Source organism: Phycicoccus sp. 3266 (assembly GCF_031456495.1).
In the GTDB taxonomy this organism is placed as follows: domain Bacteria; phylum Actinomycetota; class Actinomycetes; order Actinomycetales; family Dermatophilaceae; genus Pedococcus.
In genome coordinates this window covers 1295494-1313603 of the sequence record NZ_JAVDUW010000001.1, presented here as the reverse complement: position 1 = coordinate 1313603, position 18110 = coordinate 1295494, and the positions used below count along the sequence as shown (strand labels likewise).

Below are 18110 nucleotides of genomic sequence, written 5' to 3'. Positions count from 1 at the left end.
CGCGAGGACGACTACGCCGGCCGAGCCTCCGCGGGCCGGACGGCGTCCCACGCCACCGTCACCTCGCCGAGCCGCCAACGGGCCGGCGCGTCGAGCAGCGGCCAGCCCTCGTGGCGCAGCGCCGTGATCGTCGCCAGGAACCGCTGACGCACGCCGTAGCTGCCGTGGTGTGCCGCGTGCGCCCATGCCCGGTCGAGCGCCCCCAGCCACGCGTGGACGGGCTCGCCCGGCACGTTGCGGTGGATCAGCACCTTGGGCAGCCGCTCGGCGATGTCCGACGGAACCGTCATCCCGCGCAGCCGCCAGGACAGCGTGAGCGACCTCGGGCCGTCACGGTCCACGGCCACCCAGGTGCTGCGGCGACCGAGCTCGTCGCAGGTGCCGTCGACGAGCAGGCCGTCGTCGGTGAGCCGGTCCTGCACGGTACGCCAGGCGTCCGCGACCTGGGCCTCGTCGTACTGCCGCAGCACGTTGAACGCGCGCACCACCGTGGCGCGGGCGTCGCCGGGCAGCGGCACCTCGAACCCGCCGCGGCGGAACGACAGCCCGTCCCGGGCGAGCGCCTGCCCGGCCTCGACGCGCGCCTGGTCGATCTCCACACCCACGACCTGGACGTCCGGGCGCACGTGGCGCAGCCGGTCGTGCAGCTCCACCGCCGTCACGGGTGAGGCGCCGTAGCCGAGGTCGACGACCACCGGCGGCCGCACGGGCGCTCGCAGGCGCCACGCCTGCGGCCCGGCCAGCCACCGGTCGACCCGGCGCAGGCGGTTGGGGTTGGTGGTCCCGCGCGTCACGGTGCCGACCGGGCGCTGCACGACCACGCCCCGCAGCATACGGAAGCACGTCGCGCCGACCTGCCCGCGTCCGGCGTGACGAGGCGCGGGGAGGCATGGGGAAGCGCTCCGGGCGGGACGTGCCACGGAAGCGTGCGGGGTGGGCGCCCGCGCCCCTCTACGCTGACGGGGTGCGTTGGCGCGAGCAGGACATCAGCCGCAGCATGGTCGCGCTGGTGGCCTCGCTGGGTGCGTTGGCGCTCCTCGGGCTCGTGACGCACCTCCCGAAGTGGCTCGGTGAGGACCACGGGTTCCAGACGGTCACGCCCGGGCTGCTCACGGTGCGCCCGGACGCCAAGGGCGTCGCCACCCTCGGTGGCGGGGTCACGGTGAGCATGTATGCCGACGGCATGCGGGTCCTGCGCGGCGACACCCTGCTGTTCCAGTCGGTCATCGGGGGGTCGCTCCTGTCCGCGGTCGAGGGGCACACCACGGGCAGCGGCGCCTCGACGCACGAGCACATCGACCGCCGGCTCGACAACATGCGGGTCGACGGCCTCGTCTTCCTCCCGGGTCGGGCGACCTACGTCGGCGAGCTGTTCGACGCCCACGGGTCGGTGCCGTTCACCCTGCGCGTCGAGCTCGCCGGCGGCGTGGTCAAGATCGGCGTCAACGTCAACGGCGCCGACGGGGTCGTCTGGCACCTGGACCACCGCCCGTTGACCGAGGGGCTGCCGCCGGGCCTGCCGCACGTCAACCTGCGCGGTTCCGCACGGTGGCTGCGACCCACCACCCTGGAGGGCCAGGCGGCGTTCTCCTCCAGCCTCGGCACCGACATCGGCCTCGGCCCGCAGCGGGTGGCCCGCGGTGTCGACGTGCGCGCCAAGGGGCGCACCGACGTGCACATCTGGTCCGACGCGAGCTTCCTCAGCGTCTCCTCCCAGTCGCGCAGCGGCGGGTCGGGCTGAGGCCCCGCCGCCCGTCCCACCCGCCCCGGGCCGGGCAGCCGGGCGTGGGGGCAGGTGGCAGACTCGGCGGCATGGCACCGGACCGCATCAACCGCGTGGCGATGCTCAGCGTCCACACCTCCCCGCTGGAGCAGCCGGGTACCGGCGACGCCGGCGGGATGAACGTCTACGTCGTCGAGGTCGCGCGCCAGCTCGCGCGCCGGAACGTCGAGGTGGAGATCTTCACCCGGGCCACGTCCGTGGACCAGCCGGCGGTGCACGAGCTGGAGCCGGGTGTACTCGTGCGGCACGTCACGGCCGGGCCGTTCGAGGGCCTGCGCAAGGACGACCTACCGGGCCAGCTGTGCGCCTTCGCGGCGGGCGTGATGCGCGTCGGGGCCTTCGCGCCCGAGGGCCACTACGACCTCGTCCACTCCCACTACTGGCTGTCCGGCCAGGTGGGCTGGCTGGCCGCCGACCGCTGGCAGGTCCCGCTCGTGCACACCATGCACACCATGGCCCGCGTCAAGAACCAGCACCTGGCGAGCGAGGACTCCCCGGAGCCCGCCGGGCGCGAGATCGGCGAGGTCCAGGTCGTGGAGGCGGCCGACCGCCTCATCGCGAACACCCTCGGCGAGCGGCGCGAGCTCATCGAGCTGTATGCCGCGGAGCCCGACAAGGTCGTCGTGGTGCCGCCGGGGGTGGACCTCGAGCTGTTCACGCCGGGCGACCGGGCGGCCGCTCGCGCCGCCGTCGGCCTGCCGCAGGACGCCAGGGTGCTCCTGTTCGTGGGACGGATCCAGCCGCTCAAGGCTCCCGAGGTCCTGGTCGAGGCGGCGGCGGAGCTTCTCGCGCGCCACCCCTCGTGGGCCGGTGAGCTGGTCGTGGCCATCCTCGGCGGTCCGAGCGGGTCCGGGCTCGAGCACCCCGAGTCGCTTCAGCAGCTCGCCCAGCAGCTGGGCGTCACCCCCCAGGTGCGCTTCGTCAAGCCGGTGCCGCGCCCGGAGCTGGCGCAGTGGTACCGGGCGGCGGACCTCGTGGCGGTCCCCTCGCACTCGGAGTCGTTCGGCCTGGTGGCGGTCGAGGCCCAGGCCTGCGGCACGCCCGTGGTCGCCGCCGACGTCGGCGGCCTGCCGACCGCCGTGGGCGACGCAGGCGTGCTCGTCGACGGGCACGCCGTCCCCAAGTGGGCCGACGCGCTCGAGTCGCTCCTGCTCGACCCCGACCGGCGGAACTCGTTGTCCCGCAAGGCTGTCGAGCACGCCGCCCTGTTCGGGTGGGACCGCACGACAGAGCGGCTCTACGAGGTCTACGTCGAGGCGAGCCGTGCCCGTCGCGCCGGCCTCGCCGGTCAGCAGGCCGGCACGGCGCCGAGTGCGCCGCCCGCGGTCGAGCCGGGCAGCAGCCAGCCCCTCGACGGGATGGCGCCGGCGGTGGTCCCGTGAACCCGGTGCGGACCTCGGCCGTGGACGCCATCGAGGAGTTCCTGGCGGATGCCGAGCTGCAGTGGGAGGAGGGCGCTCGCACGGGCGAGTACGTCGTCACCCTCCCCGGCGAGAAGAAGCTCAAGACCGTGCTGTCGCTGATCGTCCGCGAGGACTCGCTCTCGGTCTCGGCGTTCGTCATCCGCAACCCCGACGAGAACCACCAGGAGTTCTACCGGTACCTGCTGCGGCACAACCTGCGCCTGCCCGGCCTCGCGTACGCCATCGACCGAGCCGGCGACGTCTACGTCACCGGGCGCGTCCCGCTCGAGGGCGTCGACACGGCATACCTCGACCGGCTCCTCGGCGCCGTGCTCGAGGCGGCGGACTCGCACTTCAACGAGCTGCTCGCCATCGGGTTCCTCAGCTCGATGCGCAAGGAGTGGGAGTGGCGGGTGTCCCGCGGGGAGTCGCTGCGCAACCTCGAGGCGTTCCGGCCGATCCTGCAGCGCGACGGCGACCCCGGACCCGACGGCGACGGGACCTAGGCCCCTCGCGCGGGGCACGGCGCCCGGTGATGGTGGTGCCGTGGCCAGCACCAGCCGTCGTCCCGTCGCGCAGTGCCCCCTGCGCCCCGGCGACCCCTGCTCGCTGTGCTTCCCCGGCGCGACGGGGCCCCAGGACTGTGGACTGGTCTACCTCGCCATGGACGACCCGGAGCTGCGCGCCGCCCTGGCCGAGCAGCGGGCGGCAGTCCGGGCGGCGCGGGCCGAGCACTAGGCTGCCCCCATGGCCCTCACCCTGATCCTGCTGCGTCACGGCGAGTCCGAGTGGAACTCCAAGAACCTCTTCACCGGTTGGGTCGACGTCGACCTCAACGACAAGGGGCGCGCCGAGGCGGTCAACGGCGGGAACCTGTTGAAGGACAACGGGATCCTGCCCACGGTGGTGCACACCTCGGTGCTGCGCCGTGCGATCAACACCGCCAACACGGCGCTCGACACCGCCGACCGCCACTGGATACCGGTGCGGCGCAGCTGGCGGCTCAACGAGCGCCACTACGGCGCGCTCCAGGGGCTGGACAAGGCCGCGACCCGGGAGAAGTACGGCGACGAGCAGTTCATGCTGTGGCGCCGCTCGTTCGACGTCCCGCCGCCGCCCATCGAGGTCGGTTCCGAGTTCGACCAGAGCTCGGACCCGCGCTACGACGGGGTGGAGGTGCCCCGCACCGAGTGCCTCAAGGACGTCATCGCGCGGATGATGCCGTACTGGGAGGGCGCGATCCGCGACGACCTGGCAGCGGGTGAGACCGTGCTCGTCACGGCCCACGGCAACTCCCTGCGCGCCCTGGTCAAGCACCTCGACGGCATCAGCGACGAGGACATCGCGGGCCTGAACATCCCCACCGGCCAGCCGCTGGTCTACACGCTCGGCGAGGACTTCATGCCGTCCGAGCCGGCGCGCTACCTCGACCCCGAGGCCGCCGCCGAGGCCGCCGCGGCCGTCGCCAACCAGGGCCGCCGCTGACCGTCGGTGCTCACGGCCTGACGTCGTAGGGGTCGTCGGTGTTCGTGCTGCGCAGCGGCCAGAGCCCGGTCTCCCGGCCGGAGGCGTCGTAGGTCGCGACGCGCAGGTGGTCGGTGCCGCCGGTGCCCGACAGCCGGAAGGACGCCGACCCGTCGGCCACGGCCTTCGGGGCCGCCCCGGGGAAGACCGTGGGGGCGTCGGAGACCAGCGCCACCCGCGCGGCAGCGGGTGCGAACACCTCGATCATCGTGTCGGAGCCCTTGAGGTCGGGCCCGGAGATGACGACCGGCCGCTGGTCGGCCGTGGCCGCCTCGACCGGGACGCCGTTCTCCAGCTCGGTGGTCTGCGCCGAGCTGCCGTCCTTGGCCGAGGTGACGAGGAGCGCAGTGCGCAGCACCCCGCCCTCGGGCAGCTCGGACGTCGCGACGTAGAGCAGGGCGTCGAACCCCCCACCGCGGATGTCGGTGGGCCCGGCCGCGGCCGCCACCTCGAGGTCGACCGGGCCGGCATACACCTCGTGGGTGGTGATGCGGGCGGGGTCGATCCCGAGCGACAGCCCGATGGTGCCGCTGATGGCGCGGGGCGCCTTGGCGCGCAGCTCGTCCACGGGGCAGTTGAGGCAGATGCTCGACGCCGGGTCGGCCGCCTGCGGCTCGCCGGGGTCGGTCAGGGTGGGGGCTCCGTCGGAGCCCGCGATCCGCACCCGCGTCGCGTAGGGAGCAACCGTGGGCAGCGACACCTTCGCGGTCCCGTCCCGGTCGAGCGCCGCGGTCGACCAGGTGCGGGTCACCGTCGCGTCGGGCTCGATCCGCACGGTGGGGGAGACCTCCACCGACCTCTGCAGCGGCGTGGCCAGCGCGACCAGGGTCGCACCTGTGCGCTGCCCGGCGAGGACGGTCACGACGGTCGCTGCCGATGGCGGCGCCTCGGCGACCTGGGCCAGCTGGTCGACGGCGGTGTCGCGCGGGCCGCTGAGCAGGTACGTCGTCCCCAGCCCGGACCCGGTGTCCTGGTCGTTCCACGTGACGACCACGCGGCGCTCGCCGACGTCCCCCGCGTAGAGGACGTGGGCGCCCGTGCGCTGCTCCACGGCCAGGAGGAAGGCGGCGTCGCCGGACAGCGAGCCGCGAGTCGGCCACGTGGACAGCGCCCCCCACCGCGGGTCCTGGGGGCCGGGGACGACGGGTGCCGTGTGCGTGGCCGGGGTGGTCGTGCGGTCCGTGCCGGGACGGAGCAGCCCGGGGACCACCACCGCCAGGGCGACGACCCCCGCCATGACGCCCGCGTATGCCGTGCGGCGGCGCCGCTGGGACGTCCGGATCGCGCCGTCCACCTTCGACCACGGGTCGTCGACCGCAGGGGACACCTCGTCGGCGCGGGCGGCCAGCGCCTCGCGCAGCTGGGTCTCGATGCTCATGCCAGGCTCCTCTCGCCCGTTGCGTCGTCCTGCACCTGCATCACCGCGCGGAGCCGCTCGAGCCCGCGCGAGGCCTGGCTCTTGACCGAGCCCCCGGACATGCCGAGCGCAGCGGCGGTGTCCGCCTCGGACAGGTCCTCGAAGTAGCGCAGGACGATGACCGCGCGCATCCGCGGCGGCAGCTGCAGCACCGCCCGGGCGAGCTCGTCGCGGGCGTCCACGGCGGCATACGCGTCACCGGGGGAGCGGTCCGCATGCGCCGGGACGTCGCCCAGCGACTCGGCCACCCGGCGCCGGCGCCACCACGAGGCGGACTCGTTGGCCAGGGCGGCGCGCGTGTACGCGTACGGCGACTCCGCCGCGACGTGCGCCCAGCGCCGGTGGACCTTGACGAGGGTCGTCTGCACGAGGTCCTCGGCGCGCCCCCGGTCGCCGGTGAGGAGGTATGCCGTGCGGACCAGGTGGTCCCACCGGGTGCGGACGAAGCGCGCGAAGTCCTCCTCCGTGCCGTCCACGGCGACCCCCCTCTCGGCCAGTGCGGTGCTCATGCCCCCTAGACGCGAGTCAGTGTGGCCGGGGTTGAGAGCGCAGGTGAGGTTTTCGCCGGGCTCGGCGAGCCGGGGGCGTCACGGTGCCGTGCCGCAGGCAGCGCGAAGGGCCCGGACGCCGCCCCCGCGGCGGTCCGGGCCCTTCGGGGAACAGGGGTCACCGCAGCCCGTCGGCGCGGTCCTCCTGCTCCTCGTGGTCCTCGGCGACATCCCATTCACCGGTGACCAGGTACACAACGCGGTGCGCGACCGACACGGCGTGGTCGGCGAAGCGCTCGTAGTAGCGACCCACGAGGGTCATGTCGACGGCGGCCTCGGTGCCGTGCTGCCACGAGCCGTCGATGAGGTGGCTGAACAGCTCGCGGTGCAGCTCGTCCATCGCGTCGTCGTCGCGCTCGAGGGTCTTGGCCCCCTCGACGTCCTTGCCCGCGATGACCTGGCCGGCCTTGGCGACGATGCGCTCGGCGACCTGGCCCATCTGCAGGATGGTCGCGCGGATGTCGGCCGGCACCGCCGAGTCGGGGTAGCGCAGGCGGGCGACCTTGGCGACGTGGCGGGCGAGGTCGCCCATCCGCTCGAGGTCGGCACTCATCCGCATCGAGGTGACGACCATGCGCAGGTCGGTGGCGACCGGCTGCTGGCGGGCCAGCAGGTCGATGGACCGGGCGTCGAGGTCCTCGCGCAGGGTGTCGAGCTCCTTGTCGGCCTCGATGACCGACTCGGCGAGCTGGATGTCCGCGTCGAGCAGGGCCGTGGTGGCCCGGGCCATCGCGGAACCGGCCAGGCGCGTCATCTCGACGAGCTGGTCGGAGATGAGGTCGAGGTCCTCGTGAAAGGCGTTGCGCATTGCGTCCCTTGGGTGTCGGCACGGGGCGTGCGTGGTCAGCGTTCCGACCGAGGCTCCCACGAAGCAGTGAACGGTCGGGTGAACTCAGGTGAACATCTGGGGACGCGCCCGCGGGAGGAGGCGGCGACCGACCGGAGCGGTCCCGGGTGCACCGTATCTTTGAGACGTGGATGCGACGACTGCTGCGCTGCTGGCGGGGTTCGCCGGTCTCCTCACCGGCGCCGTCGCCGTCGTCGCCGTCCGCTACTCCGAGCGCCAGCAGACGAGCGTCCCCCCGTCCGAGGCCTCGGTCACGGCCCTGCCGGCCGGTGTCGCGGACGTCCTGGCCGTCCTGCGCAGCGGGGCGATCGTCGTCGACTCCGCGGACGAGGTCATCAACAACTCGCCGTCGGCCGTCGCCTACGGGCTGGTGCGGGGTCGTGACCTCGTGCACGCCGAGCTGCGGCACCTCGCGAGGCAGGTGCGGCGCGACGGCGTCATCCGGGAGGCGGAGCTCGCGCTCGCGCGGGGACCGCTGGGGCAGGCCCAGTCGATCATGCACGCGCGCGTCGCACCCCTGGGCAGCAACCACGTCCTGCTCCTCGTCGAGGACCACACGCAGGCGCGCCGGGTCGAGGAGGTCCGCCGCGACTTCGTGGCCAACGTCAGCCACGAGCTCAAGACGCCCGTGGGCGGGATCGGCCTGCTGGCCGAGGCGATCCTCGACGCCAAGGACGACCCGGAGGCGGTCGCACGGTTCGCCACCCGGATGCAGGTCGAGAGCGCGCGGCTGACGCAGCTGGTCAAGGAGATCGTCGACCTGTCCCGCCTGCAGGTGGCCGACACGCTCCACGAGCCCAGGCTGGTCGACGTCACGGCGGCCGTGCACGAGGCCATCGACTACTCGCGCGTGGGAGCCGACGCCAAGCAGATCGAGATCGTCGAGGCCTGCGCCCCGGACCTCAAGGTGTTCGGCGACGAGGACCTGCTCGTGACCGCCGTGCGCAACCTCGTCGGCAACGCGGTCGCGTACTCCGAGCCCGGATCGCGCGTCGCCGTCGGCGGCCGGGTGCACGACGAGATGGTCGAGATCACCGTCACCGACCAGGGCCTCGGCATCCCCGAGTCCGAGCAGGAGCGCATCTTCGAGCGGTTCTACCGCGTCGACGCCGCCCGCTCGCGGGCCACCGGTGGCACCGGCCTCGGCCTGGCCATCGTCAAGCACATCTGCGCGAACCACGGCGGCGACGTCGCCGTGTGGAGCGAGGAGGGTCGCGGCTCGACCTTCACCATCCGCCTGCCCGCCGCGGCCGACCGGACCGGTGGCCGGACCACCGCCCGACCCGCCGACCCCGACTCCGCCCCCCGGGCCCTGCAGCAAGGAGAAGCCCCCGCATGACCCGCATCCTGGTCGTCGAGGACGAGGTCTCGTTCTCGGACCCGCTGTCCTACCTCCTGCGCAAGGAGGGGTACGAGGTGGCGGTCGCCGAGACCGGTCCCGAGGCGCTCGACGACTTCGACCGGCAGGGGGCGGACCTCGTGCTGCTCGACCTCATGCTGCCGGGCCTGTCCGGCACCGAGGTGTGCCGCGCGCTGCGCCAGCGCTCGACCGTCCCGGTCATCATGCTCACCGCCAAGGACAGCGAGATCGACAAGGTCGTGGGCCTCGAGATCGGTGCCGACGACTACGTCACGAAGCCGTACTCCTCGCGCGAGCTGCTGGCCCGCATCAAGGCGGTCCTGCGCCGCGGCCAGGAGCCGGAGGACCTGCTGCCGGCGACCATCGAGGCCGGCCCGGTCCGGATGGACGTCGAGCGCCACACCGTGACGGTGGGCGGGCAGCCGACGCCGTTGCCGCTCAAGGAGTTCGAGCTCCTCGAGATGCTGCTGCGCAACACCGGTCGCGTGCTCACCCGCATGCAGCTGATCGACCGCGTGTGGGGCAGCGACTACGTGGGCGACACCAAGACGCTCGACGTCCACGTGAAGCGGCTGCGCGCCAAGATCGAGCCGGACCCGGCCGAGCCGCGGTTCATCGTCACGGTCCGGGGGCTGGGCTACAAGTTCGAGAGCGACTGACCCGTCAGGGGGTCGAGGTCGTGGTCGGCGACGCCGTGGTGCTCGCCGACGAACCGCTGGTCGCGCTCGTGCCCGAGCTGGTGGGTGCGCTGGTGGGGGACATCGTCGAGTAGTAGTTGTCCGGCGGGACGACCGGCACCGTGACGACCACGGAGCGGGCGCCGGCGGACTGGACGTTGAGCTGCACCACGTCACCCGGGTCGACGGGCACCTGGGACAGCTGGACCTGGTTGCCGTCGGACAGCGGCTGCGAGCTGTTCGCAGGGGCCGTCGCGTAGACGGGCGAGGAGTTCGGCAGCGCGAACGCGACCCGCTCCGCCTGGCCACCGTCGTTGCTCACCGCGGCGCTCAGCACACCCGGCTTGCCCTTGCCGGTGCCGATGACGACGAGGTCGCGCAGCTGGACCGCACCGAGGTCGACTGGGACGCCGTCGGCCGCGTTGTACATCACGTCGGTCTGCACCGGCGACTGCGTCTGGCAGGCCGACAGGGCCAGCGCTGCGCCGAGGACGGCCACCGGCACGAGGCGGCGGACGACGGTGCGGCGGCCGGTGGACGAGGTGGCGAAGGGGCGTCGGCGAGTCACGCGGGACAGCCTACCGGGCCCTTCCGGACTCGCACGCACCCCCGCGCGTTGCATGAGCCACACCCTTCTGTCAAGACCGAAATCGTTGTCGCCCAAGGCCTTTGCAAGCCCCTGACCAGCGAAAACGCGATCGCTCCGGCTTTCCCGTGGTCGGCGTGTCGTGATATTCTTGAGGTCGCGAAAGGGGAAAACAGCACATGGTTTTCAAGGTCGGCGAGACGGTCGTGTACCCCCACCACGGGGCTGCTCTGATCGAAGAAATCAACACCCGCACGATCAAGGGCGAGGAGAAGATCTACCTCAAGCTCAAGGTGGCCCAGGGCGACCTGACGATCGAGGTGCCCGCGGAGAACTGCGAGGACATCGGCGTCCGCGACGTCGTCGGCCAGGACGGTCTGGACAAGGTCTTCGCGGTCCTGCGCGCCCCCCACACCGAGGAGCCGACCAACTGGTCGCGCCGGTACAAGGCGAACCTCGAGAAGCTGGCGTCCGGTGACGTCATCAAGGTGGCCGAGGTCGTCCGCGACCTGTGGCGCCGCGACAAGGACCGTGGACTGTCGGCCGGCGAGAAGCGCATGCTCGCCAAGGCCCGTCAGATCCTCGTCTCCGAGCTGGCCCTGGCCGAGAAGACCAACGAGGACAAGGCCGAGGCCATCCTCGACGAGGTGCTCGCCTCCTGAGCGTTGCGGTCGTCCTCGTCGCCGGGGGACAGGGCACCCGTCTCGGGGCCGCCCAGCCCAAGGCGTTCGTGCCACTGGCCGGTGTGACGGTCCTCGAACACGCCGTCACCCGTGCCCTGCGGGCACCCGAGGTCACCCACGTCATCGTCGTCGCGCCCGTCTCCCACATCGGGGAGGCGGGCGCGATCGCGTCCCGGAGCGGCCGTCCGCGCGACGTCGACGTCGTCACCGGCGGCGCCGAGCGCACCGACTCGGTCGCTGCCGGGCTGGCCGCGCTGAGGCCTACGGACGAGGTCGTCCTGGTGCACGACGCCGCCCGCGCCCTCGCGCCGCCGAGCCTGTTCAGCAGGCTGGTCCGCGAGGTGCGGGCGGGACACGACGCCGTCGTCCCGGGACTGCCCGTGGCCGACACCATCAAGCAGGTCGACGCGGCCGGCCGGGTCGTCGGGACTCCCGACCGCTCGGCCCTGCGCGCGATCCAGACCCCGCAGGCGTTCCGCCGGACGGTCCTCGAGCAGGCCCACGCCTCCGGGGCGGCCGCGACGGACGACGCCGCCCTGGTGGAGCGCGAGGGCGGGACCGTGCACGTCGTCGAGGGCGACCGGCTCGCCTTCAAGATCACGACGCCCGACGACCTCGCGGTCGCCGAGCGTCACCTCGCCGACCTCTGACCGCAGGCGGCCACGCGGCGGGCGCCGGCTCAGCGGGTCAGGGCCGCCACCACGTCCCCCCACGGGACCACGGGCTCGGCCGACGCCGGCGCGCGCAGGGTGCTGATCCACCCGTCGACCAGCCGACCGCGCTCGACGAGCAGGTCCGGCACGGACACCGGCACGGGGAACCCTGCGCGCCACACGGCCTTCGCGCTGCCCCAGTTGCCGGCGTGCGCCTGCCACCGCACGGCCGTCCAGCCCAGCGTGCCGAACGCGTGCCCCACGGCCAGCCGGACGGCTGCCGACATGACGCCGCGACCGCGGAAGGCCGGGTGGGTCACGAACCCCAGGTCGCCCGCCCCCTCGTCGACCGGCATGCGCCGCAGGTCGATCGTCCCGGCATACGCACCCTCGACCTCGATCGCCCACGAGACCACCGACGCGGACGGCTCGAGCAGCCCGGTGAGGTACTCCTTCGCCATCTCGCGGGTGTACTCGAGCGGGATGGTCGTGTAGCGCCGCGTGTCCTCGTCGAGGCAGCGCTCGAGCACCGGCTCGAGGTCGTCCTCGCGGTGCGGGCGCAGGGTGACGAGGTCGTCGGAGAGGGTGGGCACGGGCATCGGGGCGTCCATGCGGCGCAACCGTAGCCGGGGCGTGGGCGCCGGCTCACCCGGGTTTCCTCCGCCGGTGGTTGGATGGCGCCATGGTTGCTCCCGGTATGCCGCGCACGGGCATCGGCGTCGACGTGCACGCCTTCGGCGGGGGACCCGAGCGCGAGCTGCGCATGGCGGGGCTCGGCTGGCCCGGGGAACCCGCGCTGGAGGGCCACTCGGACGCCGACGTGGCCTGCCACGCAGCGTGTGACGCGCTCTTCTCGGCGGCCGGCATCGGCGACCTCGGGGAGCACTTCGGCACGGCCCGGCCCGAGCTCGCGGGTGCCTCGGGGCTGACGCTGCTGGCGGAGGCGGCTCGGCTGGTGCGCGAGGCGGGGTTCGAGGTGGGCAACGTGGCCGTGCAGGTCATCGGCAACCGGCCCAGGGTCGGCACCCGCCGGGCGGAGGCCCAGGCCGCGATGTCGCGGGCCGCGGGCGCCCCGGTCTCGGTGAGCGGCACGACGACCGACCGCCTGGGGCTCACGGGTCGCGGTGAGGGCGTCGCGGCGATCGCCACCGCCCTGGTCGTCCCCCGGGACTGACCACCGCGGCCGACCGCCCGGGCGGGCCGCGCGCACGCACCCGGCATAGGGTCGGTGCGACAGGAGCCACCCCCGAAGGAGGACCCATGCCGCAGACCGTCAAGGGCGTCGTCGCCAGGAGCAAGGGCGCGCCCGTCGAGCTCGTCGACATCGTCGTGCCCGACCCTGGTCCGGGCGAGGCGGTCGTCGCGGTGCAGTCGTGCGGGGTGTGCCACACCGACCTGCACTACCGGGAGGGCGGCATCAACGACGAGTTCCCGTTCCTGCTCGGGCACGAGGCGGCCGGCGTCGTCGAGGCGGTCGGCGAGGGCGTGACCGAGGTGGCGCCGGGCGACTTCGTCGTCCTGAACTGGCGGGCCGTCTGCGGCCAGTGCCGGGCCTGCCTCAAGGGCAAGCCGTGGTACTGCTTCGCCACCCACAACGCCCGCCAGAAGATGACCCTGGAGGACGGCACGGAGCTCACGCCGGCGCTGGGGATCGGCGCCTTCGCCGAGAAGACCCTCGTCGCGGCCGGCCAGTGCACGAAGGTCGACCCGGAGGCCGACGCGGCCGCGGTGGGCCTGCTGGGCTGTGGCGTCATGGCCGGCTTCGGCGCGGCGGTCAACACCGGGGGCGTGGGCCGCGGCGACTCGGTCGCGGTGATCGGCTGCGGTGGCGTGGGGAACGCCGCCATCGCCGGGGCCCAGGTCGCCGGGGCGACGACGATCGTCGCCGTCGACGTCGACGACCGGAAGCTGGAGCAGGCGAAGCGGTTCGGTGCGACCCACACCGTCAACGGGCGGACCGAGGACGTCGTCGAGCGGGTGCGCGAGCTGACCGGCGGCTTCGGGGCGGACGTCGTCGTCGAGGCGGTCGGCCGGCCCGAGACGTACGAGCAGGCCTTCTACGCGCGCGACCTCGCCGGGACGGTCGTGCTCGTGGGCGTGCCGACGCCGGACAAGCAGGTGACCCTGCCGATGATCGAGATCTTCGGGCGGGGCGGGGCGCTGAAGTCGAGCTGGTACGGCGACTGCCTGCCCAGCCGGGACTTCCCGATGCTCGTCGACCTCTACCGGCAGGGACGGTTCGACCTCGACGCCTTCGTCAGCGAGCGGGTCGGCCTCGACGACGTCGAGGCGGCTTTCGAGAAGATGGAGAAGGGCGACGTGCTGCGCTCGGTCGTGGTGCTGCGATGACTGCCGAGCTGCTGGCCGACATCGGCCCGACGGCCGGCGGGGTCCGCGTCGAGCGCGTCGTGACGTCGGGGACCTTCGAGCTCGACGGAGGGTCGTGGGAGGTCGACAACAACGTCTGGGTCGTCGGCGACGACAAGGAGTGCGTCGTCATCGACGCTGCCCACGACGGCCGGGCGATCGTGAAGTCGATCCCGCACGCGCGCCGCGTCACGGGGCTGCTGCTGACCCACGGCCACAACGACCACATCAACGCCGCCGGCGAGGTCTGCGACTCGACCCGCGCTCCGTCGTACCTGCACCCGGACGACCGGATGCTGTGGGACGAGCTCTACCCCGTGACCCCGGACCGCGAGCTGGCCGACGGCGACGTCCTGCACGTCGGCGACGCCGACCTGCACGTCATCCACACGCCGGGGCACACGCCGGGTGCCTGCAGCTTCTACGTGCCGCAGCTCGGGGTCGTCTTCACCGGCGACACGCTGTTCCAGGGCGGCCCCGGTGCGACCGGGCGCTCGTTCAGCGACTTCCCGACGATCGTCGCCTCGATCCGCGACCGCCTGCTGACCCTGCCGGACGAGACGGTCGTCCTCACCGGTCACGGCGACAGCACGGTGATCGCGGCGGAGGCCCCGCACCTGCAGGAGTGGCTCGACCGCGGCCACTGAGGCAAGCCACCTGCCGCAGGTGGCTGGACCGCGGCCACCGAGCCGGGTGTGAGCCCGGCCGGGGGGTGACCCGGCGGGCGCCGCGCGGCAGGGGAGACCGGGGCGCCCACCGGGTCGGTCTAGGTGGCGCGGGCGCGCCCCAGCAGGGGCACGCGCGCCTCGATCCGTGGCCACGGGAGGGCCCGGGACACCAGGACGGCGACCCCTCCGGCGAGGATTCCCACGGCGTACCCGGCGGCGACGTCGGGCACGTGGTGCAAGCCGGCCAGGACGCGCGAGGCGCCGAGCACCGCTGCGAGGAGGAGCAGGAGCACGCCCGTGCGCCGGTGCCACGCGAGGACGACGAGGGCGATGGCGGCGGCCAGCGCGGTGTGGTCCGAGGGGAAGCCGTTGTCGACCGAGTGCGCGATCAGGGGGGTGGAGTGGTCGACGACGAAGGGTCGCGGGTCGGTCCAGGCGGTGCCGGCGACCTTGACGAGGACACCCACGAGGCCGGCGGCGAGGACGGCGGCGACGGCATACGGCGCCTTGGCCCGCCGGGGGGACCGCAGCCACGACACCGCCGCCACGAGGGCGACGGCGTACAGGGCGTAGGTCGCCGTGAGGCGGATCAGGGTGTCCACGCGGTACACCGTGGTCCACCCCGCTGGACGGTTCCTTGGAGGTTCCTGTGTGCGGGGTCAAGCCCTCAGCGGCGGGTCAGGCGGGCGGCGGGTACCCGGGTTGCGCCTCCGCGCCCGCGGCGGTCGGCGACGCCGCCGAGGCCCTCGACCGCCCGGCGAGGACCGCCGCGAGCAGCACTCCGAGTCCGGCCGTGCCGATGAGGGAGACCGCCCCGTTGAGCAGCTCGAGGGTGCGGACCCGCTCGTAGACCGGCGAGGCGTCGCTCCGGACGAGCCACTGGAGCACGAGGAGGTTCGCCAGCCGCGTCAGGGCCAGCAGGGCGAAACCCGTGCCGCCCAGGACGGACCAGGGGGCTGCGCGACCCCGTGCGAGGACGACGCCGGCGGCCACGACCAGCGCCACCATCGTCGCCGCGTCGAGGACGTTGACACTGCGGACGTCGAACGGGTTCACCCCGGCCCCCCTGAGCTCGGTCGTGCGAAGTGCGCACACCGTAGCGTTTCGGTGGGTGGGTGCGCCCGCAGGTAGCCTTGCGCGCGTGAGTCTTCGCCTGTTCGACACCGCCGCGCGTGAGCTGCGCGACTTCACCCCGCTGGAGCCCGGCAGGGTGGGGATCTACATCTGCGGACTCACCACCCAGGCAGAGCCGCACATCGGGCACGTCCGGTTCGCCGTGGCGTTCGACGTGCTGCGGCGCTGGCTCGTCGGCCGGTACGGCTACGACGTCACCCTGGTGCGCAACGTCACCGACATCGACGACAAGATCCTCGCGAAGTCGGCCGCGGCCGGTGAGCCGTGGTTCGCCCTGTCCTACCGCAACGAGCTGGCCACGACGGCCGCGCTCGACGCCCTCGGGGTGCTCCCGCCGACGTACGAGCCGCGGGCGACCGGACACGTCCCGGAGATGGTCGCCCTGATGGAGACCCTCGTCGAGAAGGGCCACGCCTACCCCGCGCCGGACGACAGCGGCGACGTCTACTTCGACGTGCAGAGCTTCCCGGAGTACGGCGCGCTCACCCACCAGCGGATCGAGGACATGGAGGCGGCGCAGGACGCCGACCCGCGGGGCAAGCGCGACCCCCGCGACTTCGCGCTGTGGAAGGGCCGCAAGGAGTCCGAGCCGGAGACGGCCTCGTGGCCCACGCCGTTCGGGGTGGGCCGCCCGGGCTGGCACCTCGAGTGCTCGGCCATGGCCCGCAAGTACCTCGGCGACAGCTTCGACATCCACGGCGGCGGCGTCGACCTTCGCTTCCCCCACCACGAGAACGAGCAGGCGCAGTCGCACGCGGCCGGCCTCGGGTTCGCCAACTACTGGCTGCACAACGCCTGGGTCACCGTCGGCGGCGAGAAGATGAGCAAGTCGCTCGGCAACTCCCTCATCGTGTCCGAGGTCGTCAAGGTCGCCCGGCCGCTGGCGATCCGCTACTACCTCACCGCGGCCCACTACCGCTCGACGATCGAGTACCACGAGGGCTCGCTGGCCGAGGCCGAGGCCGCGGTCGAGCGGGTCGAGGGCTTCCTCACCCGTGCGCTGCGCGCGCTGCCGGACGGCACGTCCACGACGCCGGACCCCACCCGGGTGCCCGAGGCGTATGCCGCGGCGATGGACGACGACCTCAACGTGAGCGGTGCGCTCGCGGTGGTCCACGACACCGTCCGCGCCGGCAACACGGCCATGGACGACGGCGACACGGTCGTGCTGGAGCAGGCGTTCGCCTCGGTGCTGGCGATGACCGACCTGCTCGGCGTCAACCCGCTCGACCCGCGCTGGGGCGGCGGCCGCGACTCCGGCGGGGGCGAGGCGCAGGCAGCGCTCGACGCGCTCATCGGCGCCCAGCTGGAGGCCCGTGCCGCTGCCCGGGCCGCCCGCGACTTCGCCACCGCGGACGCGATCCGCGACCAGCTCTCGGCGGCCGGCGTGGCCATCGAGGACACCGCCTCGGGGGCCAACTGGTCGCTCGCGCGCAGAGACTCCACGAAGGACGGTTCCTGATGGCCGGCAACTCCCAGCGCCGCGGCGCGATCCGCAAGGGCGGCAAGAAGGGCCCGACCGTGGGCTCGGGCGGCCAGCGCCGCCGCGGCCTCGAGGGCAAGGGGCCGACGCCGCGGGCCGAGGACCGCCCTGCCCACAAGGCGCACAAGATGGCCAAGGCCGCTGCCAAGCACGGGGGCACCGGCGCGGCGCGCACCGGTGGATCCGGTCGCGGCAGCACGCGGCGCAGCGGCGGCAAGGCGTCCAGCGAGGTCGTGGCCGGCCGCAACGCCGTCGTCGAGGCGCTGCGCGCCGAGGTGCCGGTGACGACGATGTACGTCGCCGGCCGCATCGACGCCGACGACCGTGTGCGTGAGGCGCTCAAGGCGGCGACGGCCCGCGGCATCCCCGTCCTGGAGACCCCGCGCGGCGAGCTGGACCGCCTGACCGACGGCGCCGTGCACCAGGGCCTCGCGCTGCAGGTCCCGCCCTACGAGTACGCCCACCCGCGCGACTTCATCGACCCCGAGGCGCCGGGCGTGCCGCTCGTCGTGGCCCTCGATGGCATCACCGACCCGCGCAACCTCGGCGCGATCGTGCGGTCGGTCGCCGCCTTCGGCGGGCACGGCGTCGTCGTGCCGGAGCGCCGCTCGGTCGGGATGACGGCGAGTGCCTGGAAGACCTCGGCCGGTGCCGCGGCGCGGGTGCCGGTGGCCATGGCGTCCAACCTGACCCGCGCGCTGGAGGACTACCGCAAGGCCGGGTTCTTCGTCCTCGGCCTCGACATGGACGGCGACGTCGAGCTGCCCGAGCTCGAGCTGGCGACCGAGCCGATCGTGATCGTGACCGGCTCGGAGGGCAAGGGCCTGTCGCGGCTCGTGCGCGAGACGTGCGACCAGGTCGTCTCGATCCCGATGTCGTCGGCCGTCGAGTCCCTCAACGCCGGTGTGGCGACAGGCGTGGCGCTGTACGAGGTGGCGCGGCGGCGACGCACCGCGACGCAGTGACGGAGTTCGGCC

22 protein-coding genes are annotated in these 18110 nt (G+C 73.6%); 14 read left to right on the top strand and 8 right to left on the bottom strand.

The window, feature by feature from the left end; translation table 11 throughout:
• Nucleotides 1-11: 11 nt before the first annotated feature.
• The gene (locus tag J2X64_RS06245; protein WP_310151129.1) at nt 12-833 is read right to left on the bottom strand and encodes a class I SAM-dependent methyltransferase; all 822 of its coding nucleotides are present in this window, start codon (nt 831-833) and stop codon (nt 12-14) included.
• Nucleotides 834-964: 131 nt separating this feature from the next.
• Between J2X64_RS06245 and J2X64_RS06240 the strand changes: the two genes are divergently transcribed.
• The 5 genes from J2X64_RS06240 to J2X64_RS06220 all read left to right on the top strand — a co-directional run bounded on the left by J2X64_RS06240 (nt 965) and on the right by J2X64_RS06220 (nt 4671).
• Nucleotides 965-1741 carry a hypothetical protein gene (locus J2X64_RS06240; protein WP_310151126.1) on the top strand — a complete coding sequence of 259 codons (777 nt, stop codon included), beginning with the start codon at nt 965-967 and terminating at the stop codon, nt 1739-1741.
• A 71-nt stretch (nt 1742-1812) separates the two neighbouring features.
• A complete protein-coding gene (gene mshA, locus J2X64_RS06235) occupies nt 1813-3165 on the top strand; it encodes a D-inositol-3-phosphate glycosyltransferase (protein WP_310151123.1) in 1353 nt (450 codons plus the stop codon).
• Nucleotides 3162-3692 carry a YbjN domain-containing protein gene (locus tag J2X64_RS06230; RefSeq protein WP_310151120.1) on the top strand — a complete coding sequence of 177 codons (531 nt, stop codon included), beginning with the start codon at nt 3162-3164 and terminating at the stop codon, nt 3690-3692. The genes mshA and J2X64_RS06230 overlap by 4 nt, the downstream gene beginning before the upstream one ends.
• A 40-nt stretch (nt 3693-3732) precedes the next feature.
• Nucleotides 3733-3924 carry a DUF6767 domain-containing protein gene (locus tag J2X64_RS06225; protein ID WP_310151118.1) on the top strand — a complete coding sequence of 64 codons (192 nt, stop codon included), beginning with the start codon at nt 3733-3735 and terminating at the stop codon, nt 3922-3924.
• Between the two features lie 9 nt (nt 3925-3933).
• A complete protein-coding gene (locus J2X64_RS06220) occupies nt 3934-4671 on the top strand; it encodes a phosphoglyceromutase (protein ID WP_310151114.1) in 738 nt (245 codons plus the stop codon).
• A gap of 10 nt (nt 4672-4681) precedes the next feature.
• On the opposite strand, the gene J2X64_RS06215 is transcribed toward J2X64_RS06220, so the two are convergent.
• From J2X64_RS06215 to phoU, 3 genes are all read right to left on the bottom strand, one after another.
• Nucleotides 4682-6088 (bottom strand): hypothetical protein, encoded by a 1407-nt coding sequence (locus tag J2X64_RS06215; RefSeq protein ID WP_310151112.1) that lies wholly within the window; start codon nt 6086-6088, stop codon nt 4682-4684.
• Nucleotides 6085-6636, bottom strand: a complete 552-nt coding sequence (locus J2X64_RS06210; RefSeq protein ID WP_310151109.1) for a SigE family RNA polymerase sigma factor — start codon at nt 6634-6636, stop codon at nt 6085-6087. The genes J2X64_RS06215 and J2X64_RS06210 overlap by 4 nt, the downstream gene beginning before the upstream one ends.
• Before the next feature lie 157 nt (nt 6637-6793).
• Nucleotides 6794-7483, bottom strand: a complete 690-nt coding sequence (gene phoU / locus J2X64_RS06205; protein WP_310151106.1) for a phosphate signaling complex protein PhoU — start codon at nt 7481-7483, stop codon at nt 6794-6796.
• Nucleotides 7484-7649: 166 nt separating this feature from the next.
• On the opposite strand from phoU, the gene J2X64_RS06200 reads away from it, so the two are divergent.
• A complete protein-coding gene (locus J2X64_RS06200) occupies nt 7650-8861 on the top strand; it encodes an ATP-binding protein (protein WP_310151103.1) in 1212 nt (403 codons plus the stop codon).
• Nucleotides 8858-9541 carry a response regulator transcription factor gene (locus J2X64_RS06195; RefSeq protein ID WP_310151101.1) on the top strand — a complete coding sequence of 228 codons (684 nt, stop codon included), beginning with the start codon at nt 8858-8860 and terminating at the stop codon, nt 9539-9541. Before J2X64_RS06200 ends, J2X64_RS06195 begins: the two co-directional genes overlap by 4 nt.
• A gap of 4 nt (nt 9542-9545) precedes the next feature.
• Here the strand turns inward: J2X64_RS06195 and J2X64_RS06190 are convergent, their stop codons facing one another.
• Nucleotides 9546-10127 carry a hypothetical protein gene (locus J2X64_RS06190; RefSeq protein WP_310151098.1) on the bottom strand — a complete coding sequence of 194 codons (582 nt, stop codon included), beginning with the start codon at nt 10125-10127 and terminating at the stop codon, nt 9546-9548.
• Nucleotides 10128-10324: 197 nt separating this feature from the next.
• Between J2X64_RS06190 and J2X64_RS06185 the strand changes: the two genes are divergently transcribed.
• Nucleotides 10325-10807, top strand: a complete 483-nt coding sequence (locus J2X64_RS06185; protein ID WP_310151095.1) for a CarD family transcriptional regulator — start codon at nt 10325-10327, stop codon at nt 10805-10807.
• Nucleotides 10804-11478 (top strand): 2-C-methyl-D-erythritol 4-phosphate cytidylyltransferase, encoded by a 675-nt coding sequence (gene ispD / locus J2X64_RS06180; protein WP_310153146.1) that lies wholly within the window; start codon nt 10804-10806, stop codon nt 11476-11478. The genes J2X64_RS06185 and ispD overlap by 4 nt, the downstream gene beginning before the upstream one ends.
• 29 nt (nt 11479-11507) lie before the next feature.
• On the opposite strand, the gene J2X64_RS06175 is transcribed toward ispD, so the two are convergent.
• Complete coding sequence (locus tag J2X64_RS06175) at nt 11508-12092, bottom strand: GNAT family N-acetyltransferase (protein WP_310151093.1); 585 nt, start codon at nt 12090-12092, stop codon at nt 11508-11510.
• A 71-nt stretch (nt 12093-12163) separates the two neighbouring features.
• On the opposite strand from J2X64_RS06175, the gene ispF reads away from it, so the two are divergent.
• The 3 genes from ispF (at nt 12164) to J2X64_RS06160 (ending at nt 14495) form a co-directional block, all read left to right on the top strand.
• Complete coding sequence (gene ispF, locus J2X64_RS06170; protein ID WP_310151090.1) at nt 12164-12655, top strand: 2-C-methyl-D-erythritol 2,4-cyclodiphosphate synthase; 492 nt, start codon at nt 12164-12166, stop codon at nt 12653-12655.
• Between the two features lie 86 nt (nt 12656-12741).
• A complete protein-coding gene (locus tag J2X64_RS06165) occupies nt 12742-13830 on the top strand; it encodes an S-(hydroxymethyl)mycothiol dehydrogenase (protein WP_310151087.1) in 1089 nt (362 codons plus the stop codon).
• The gene (locus J2X64_RS06160; protein WP_310151083.1) at nt 13827-14495 is read left to right on the top strand and encodes an MBL fold metallo-hydrolase; all 669 of its coding nucleotides are present in this window, start codon (nt 13827-13829) and stop codon (nt 14493-14495) included. Before J2X64_RS06165 ends, J2X64_RS06160 begins: the two co-directional genes overlap by 4 nt.
• Before the next feature lie 119 nt (nt 14496-14614).
• On the opposite strand, the gene J2X64_RS06155 is transcribed toward J2X64_RS06160, so the two are convergent.
• Both J2X64_RS06155 and J2X64_RS06150 read right to left on the bottom strand, forming a co-directional pair.
• Complete coding sequence (locus J2X64_RS06155) at nt 14615-15118, bottom strand: phosphatase PAP2 family protein (protein WP_310151080.1); 504 nt, start codon at nt 15116-15118, stop codon at nt 14615-14617.
• A 76-nt stretch (nt 15119-15194) separates the two neighbouring features.
• Nucleotides 15195-15572 carry a hypothetical protein gene (locus J2X64_RS06150; protein ID WP_310151077.1) on the bottom strand — a complete coding sequence of 126 codons (378 nt, stop codon included), beginning with the start codon at nt 15570-15572 and terminating at the stop codon, nt 15195-15197.
• 85 nt (nt 15573-15657) lie between these two features.
• On the opposite strand from J2X64_RS06150, the gene cysS reads away from it, so the two are divergent.
• Together cysS and rlmB are read left to right on the top strand one after the other, a co-directional pair.
• Nucleotides 15658-17112, top strand: a complete 1455-nt coding sequence (gene cysS / locus J2X64_RS06145) for a cysteine--tRNA ligase (protein WP_310151074.1) — start codon at nt 15658-15660, stop codon at nt 17110-17112.
• Complete coding sequence (rlmB, locus tag J2X64_RS06140) at nt 17112-18098, top strand: 23S rRNA (guanosine(2251)-2'-O)-methyltransferase RlmB (RefSeq protein ID WP_310151072.1); 987 nt, start codon at nt 17112-17114, stop codon at nt 18096-18098. Before cysS ends, rlmB begins: the two co-directional genes overlap by 1 nt.
• Nucleotides 18099-18110: the final 12 nt, after the last annotated feature.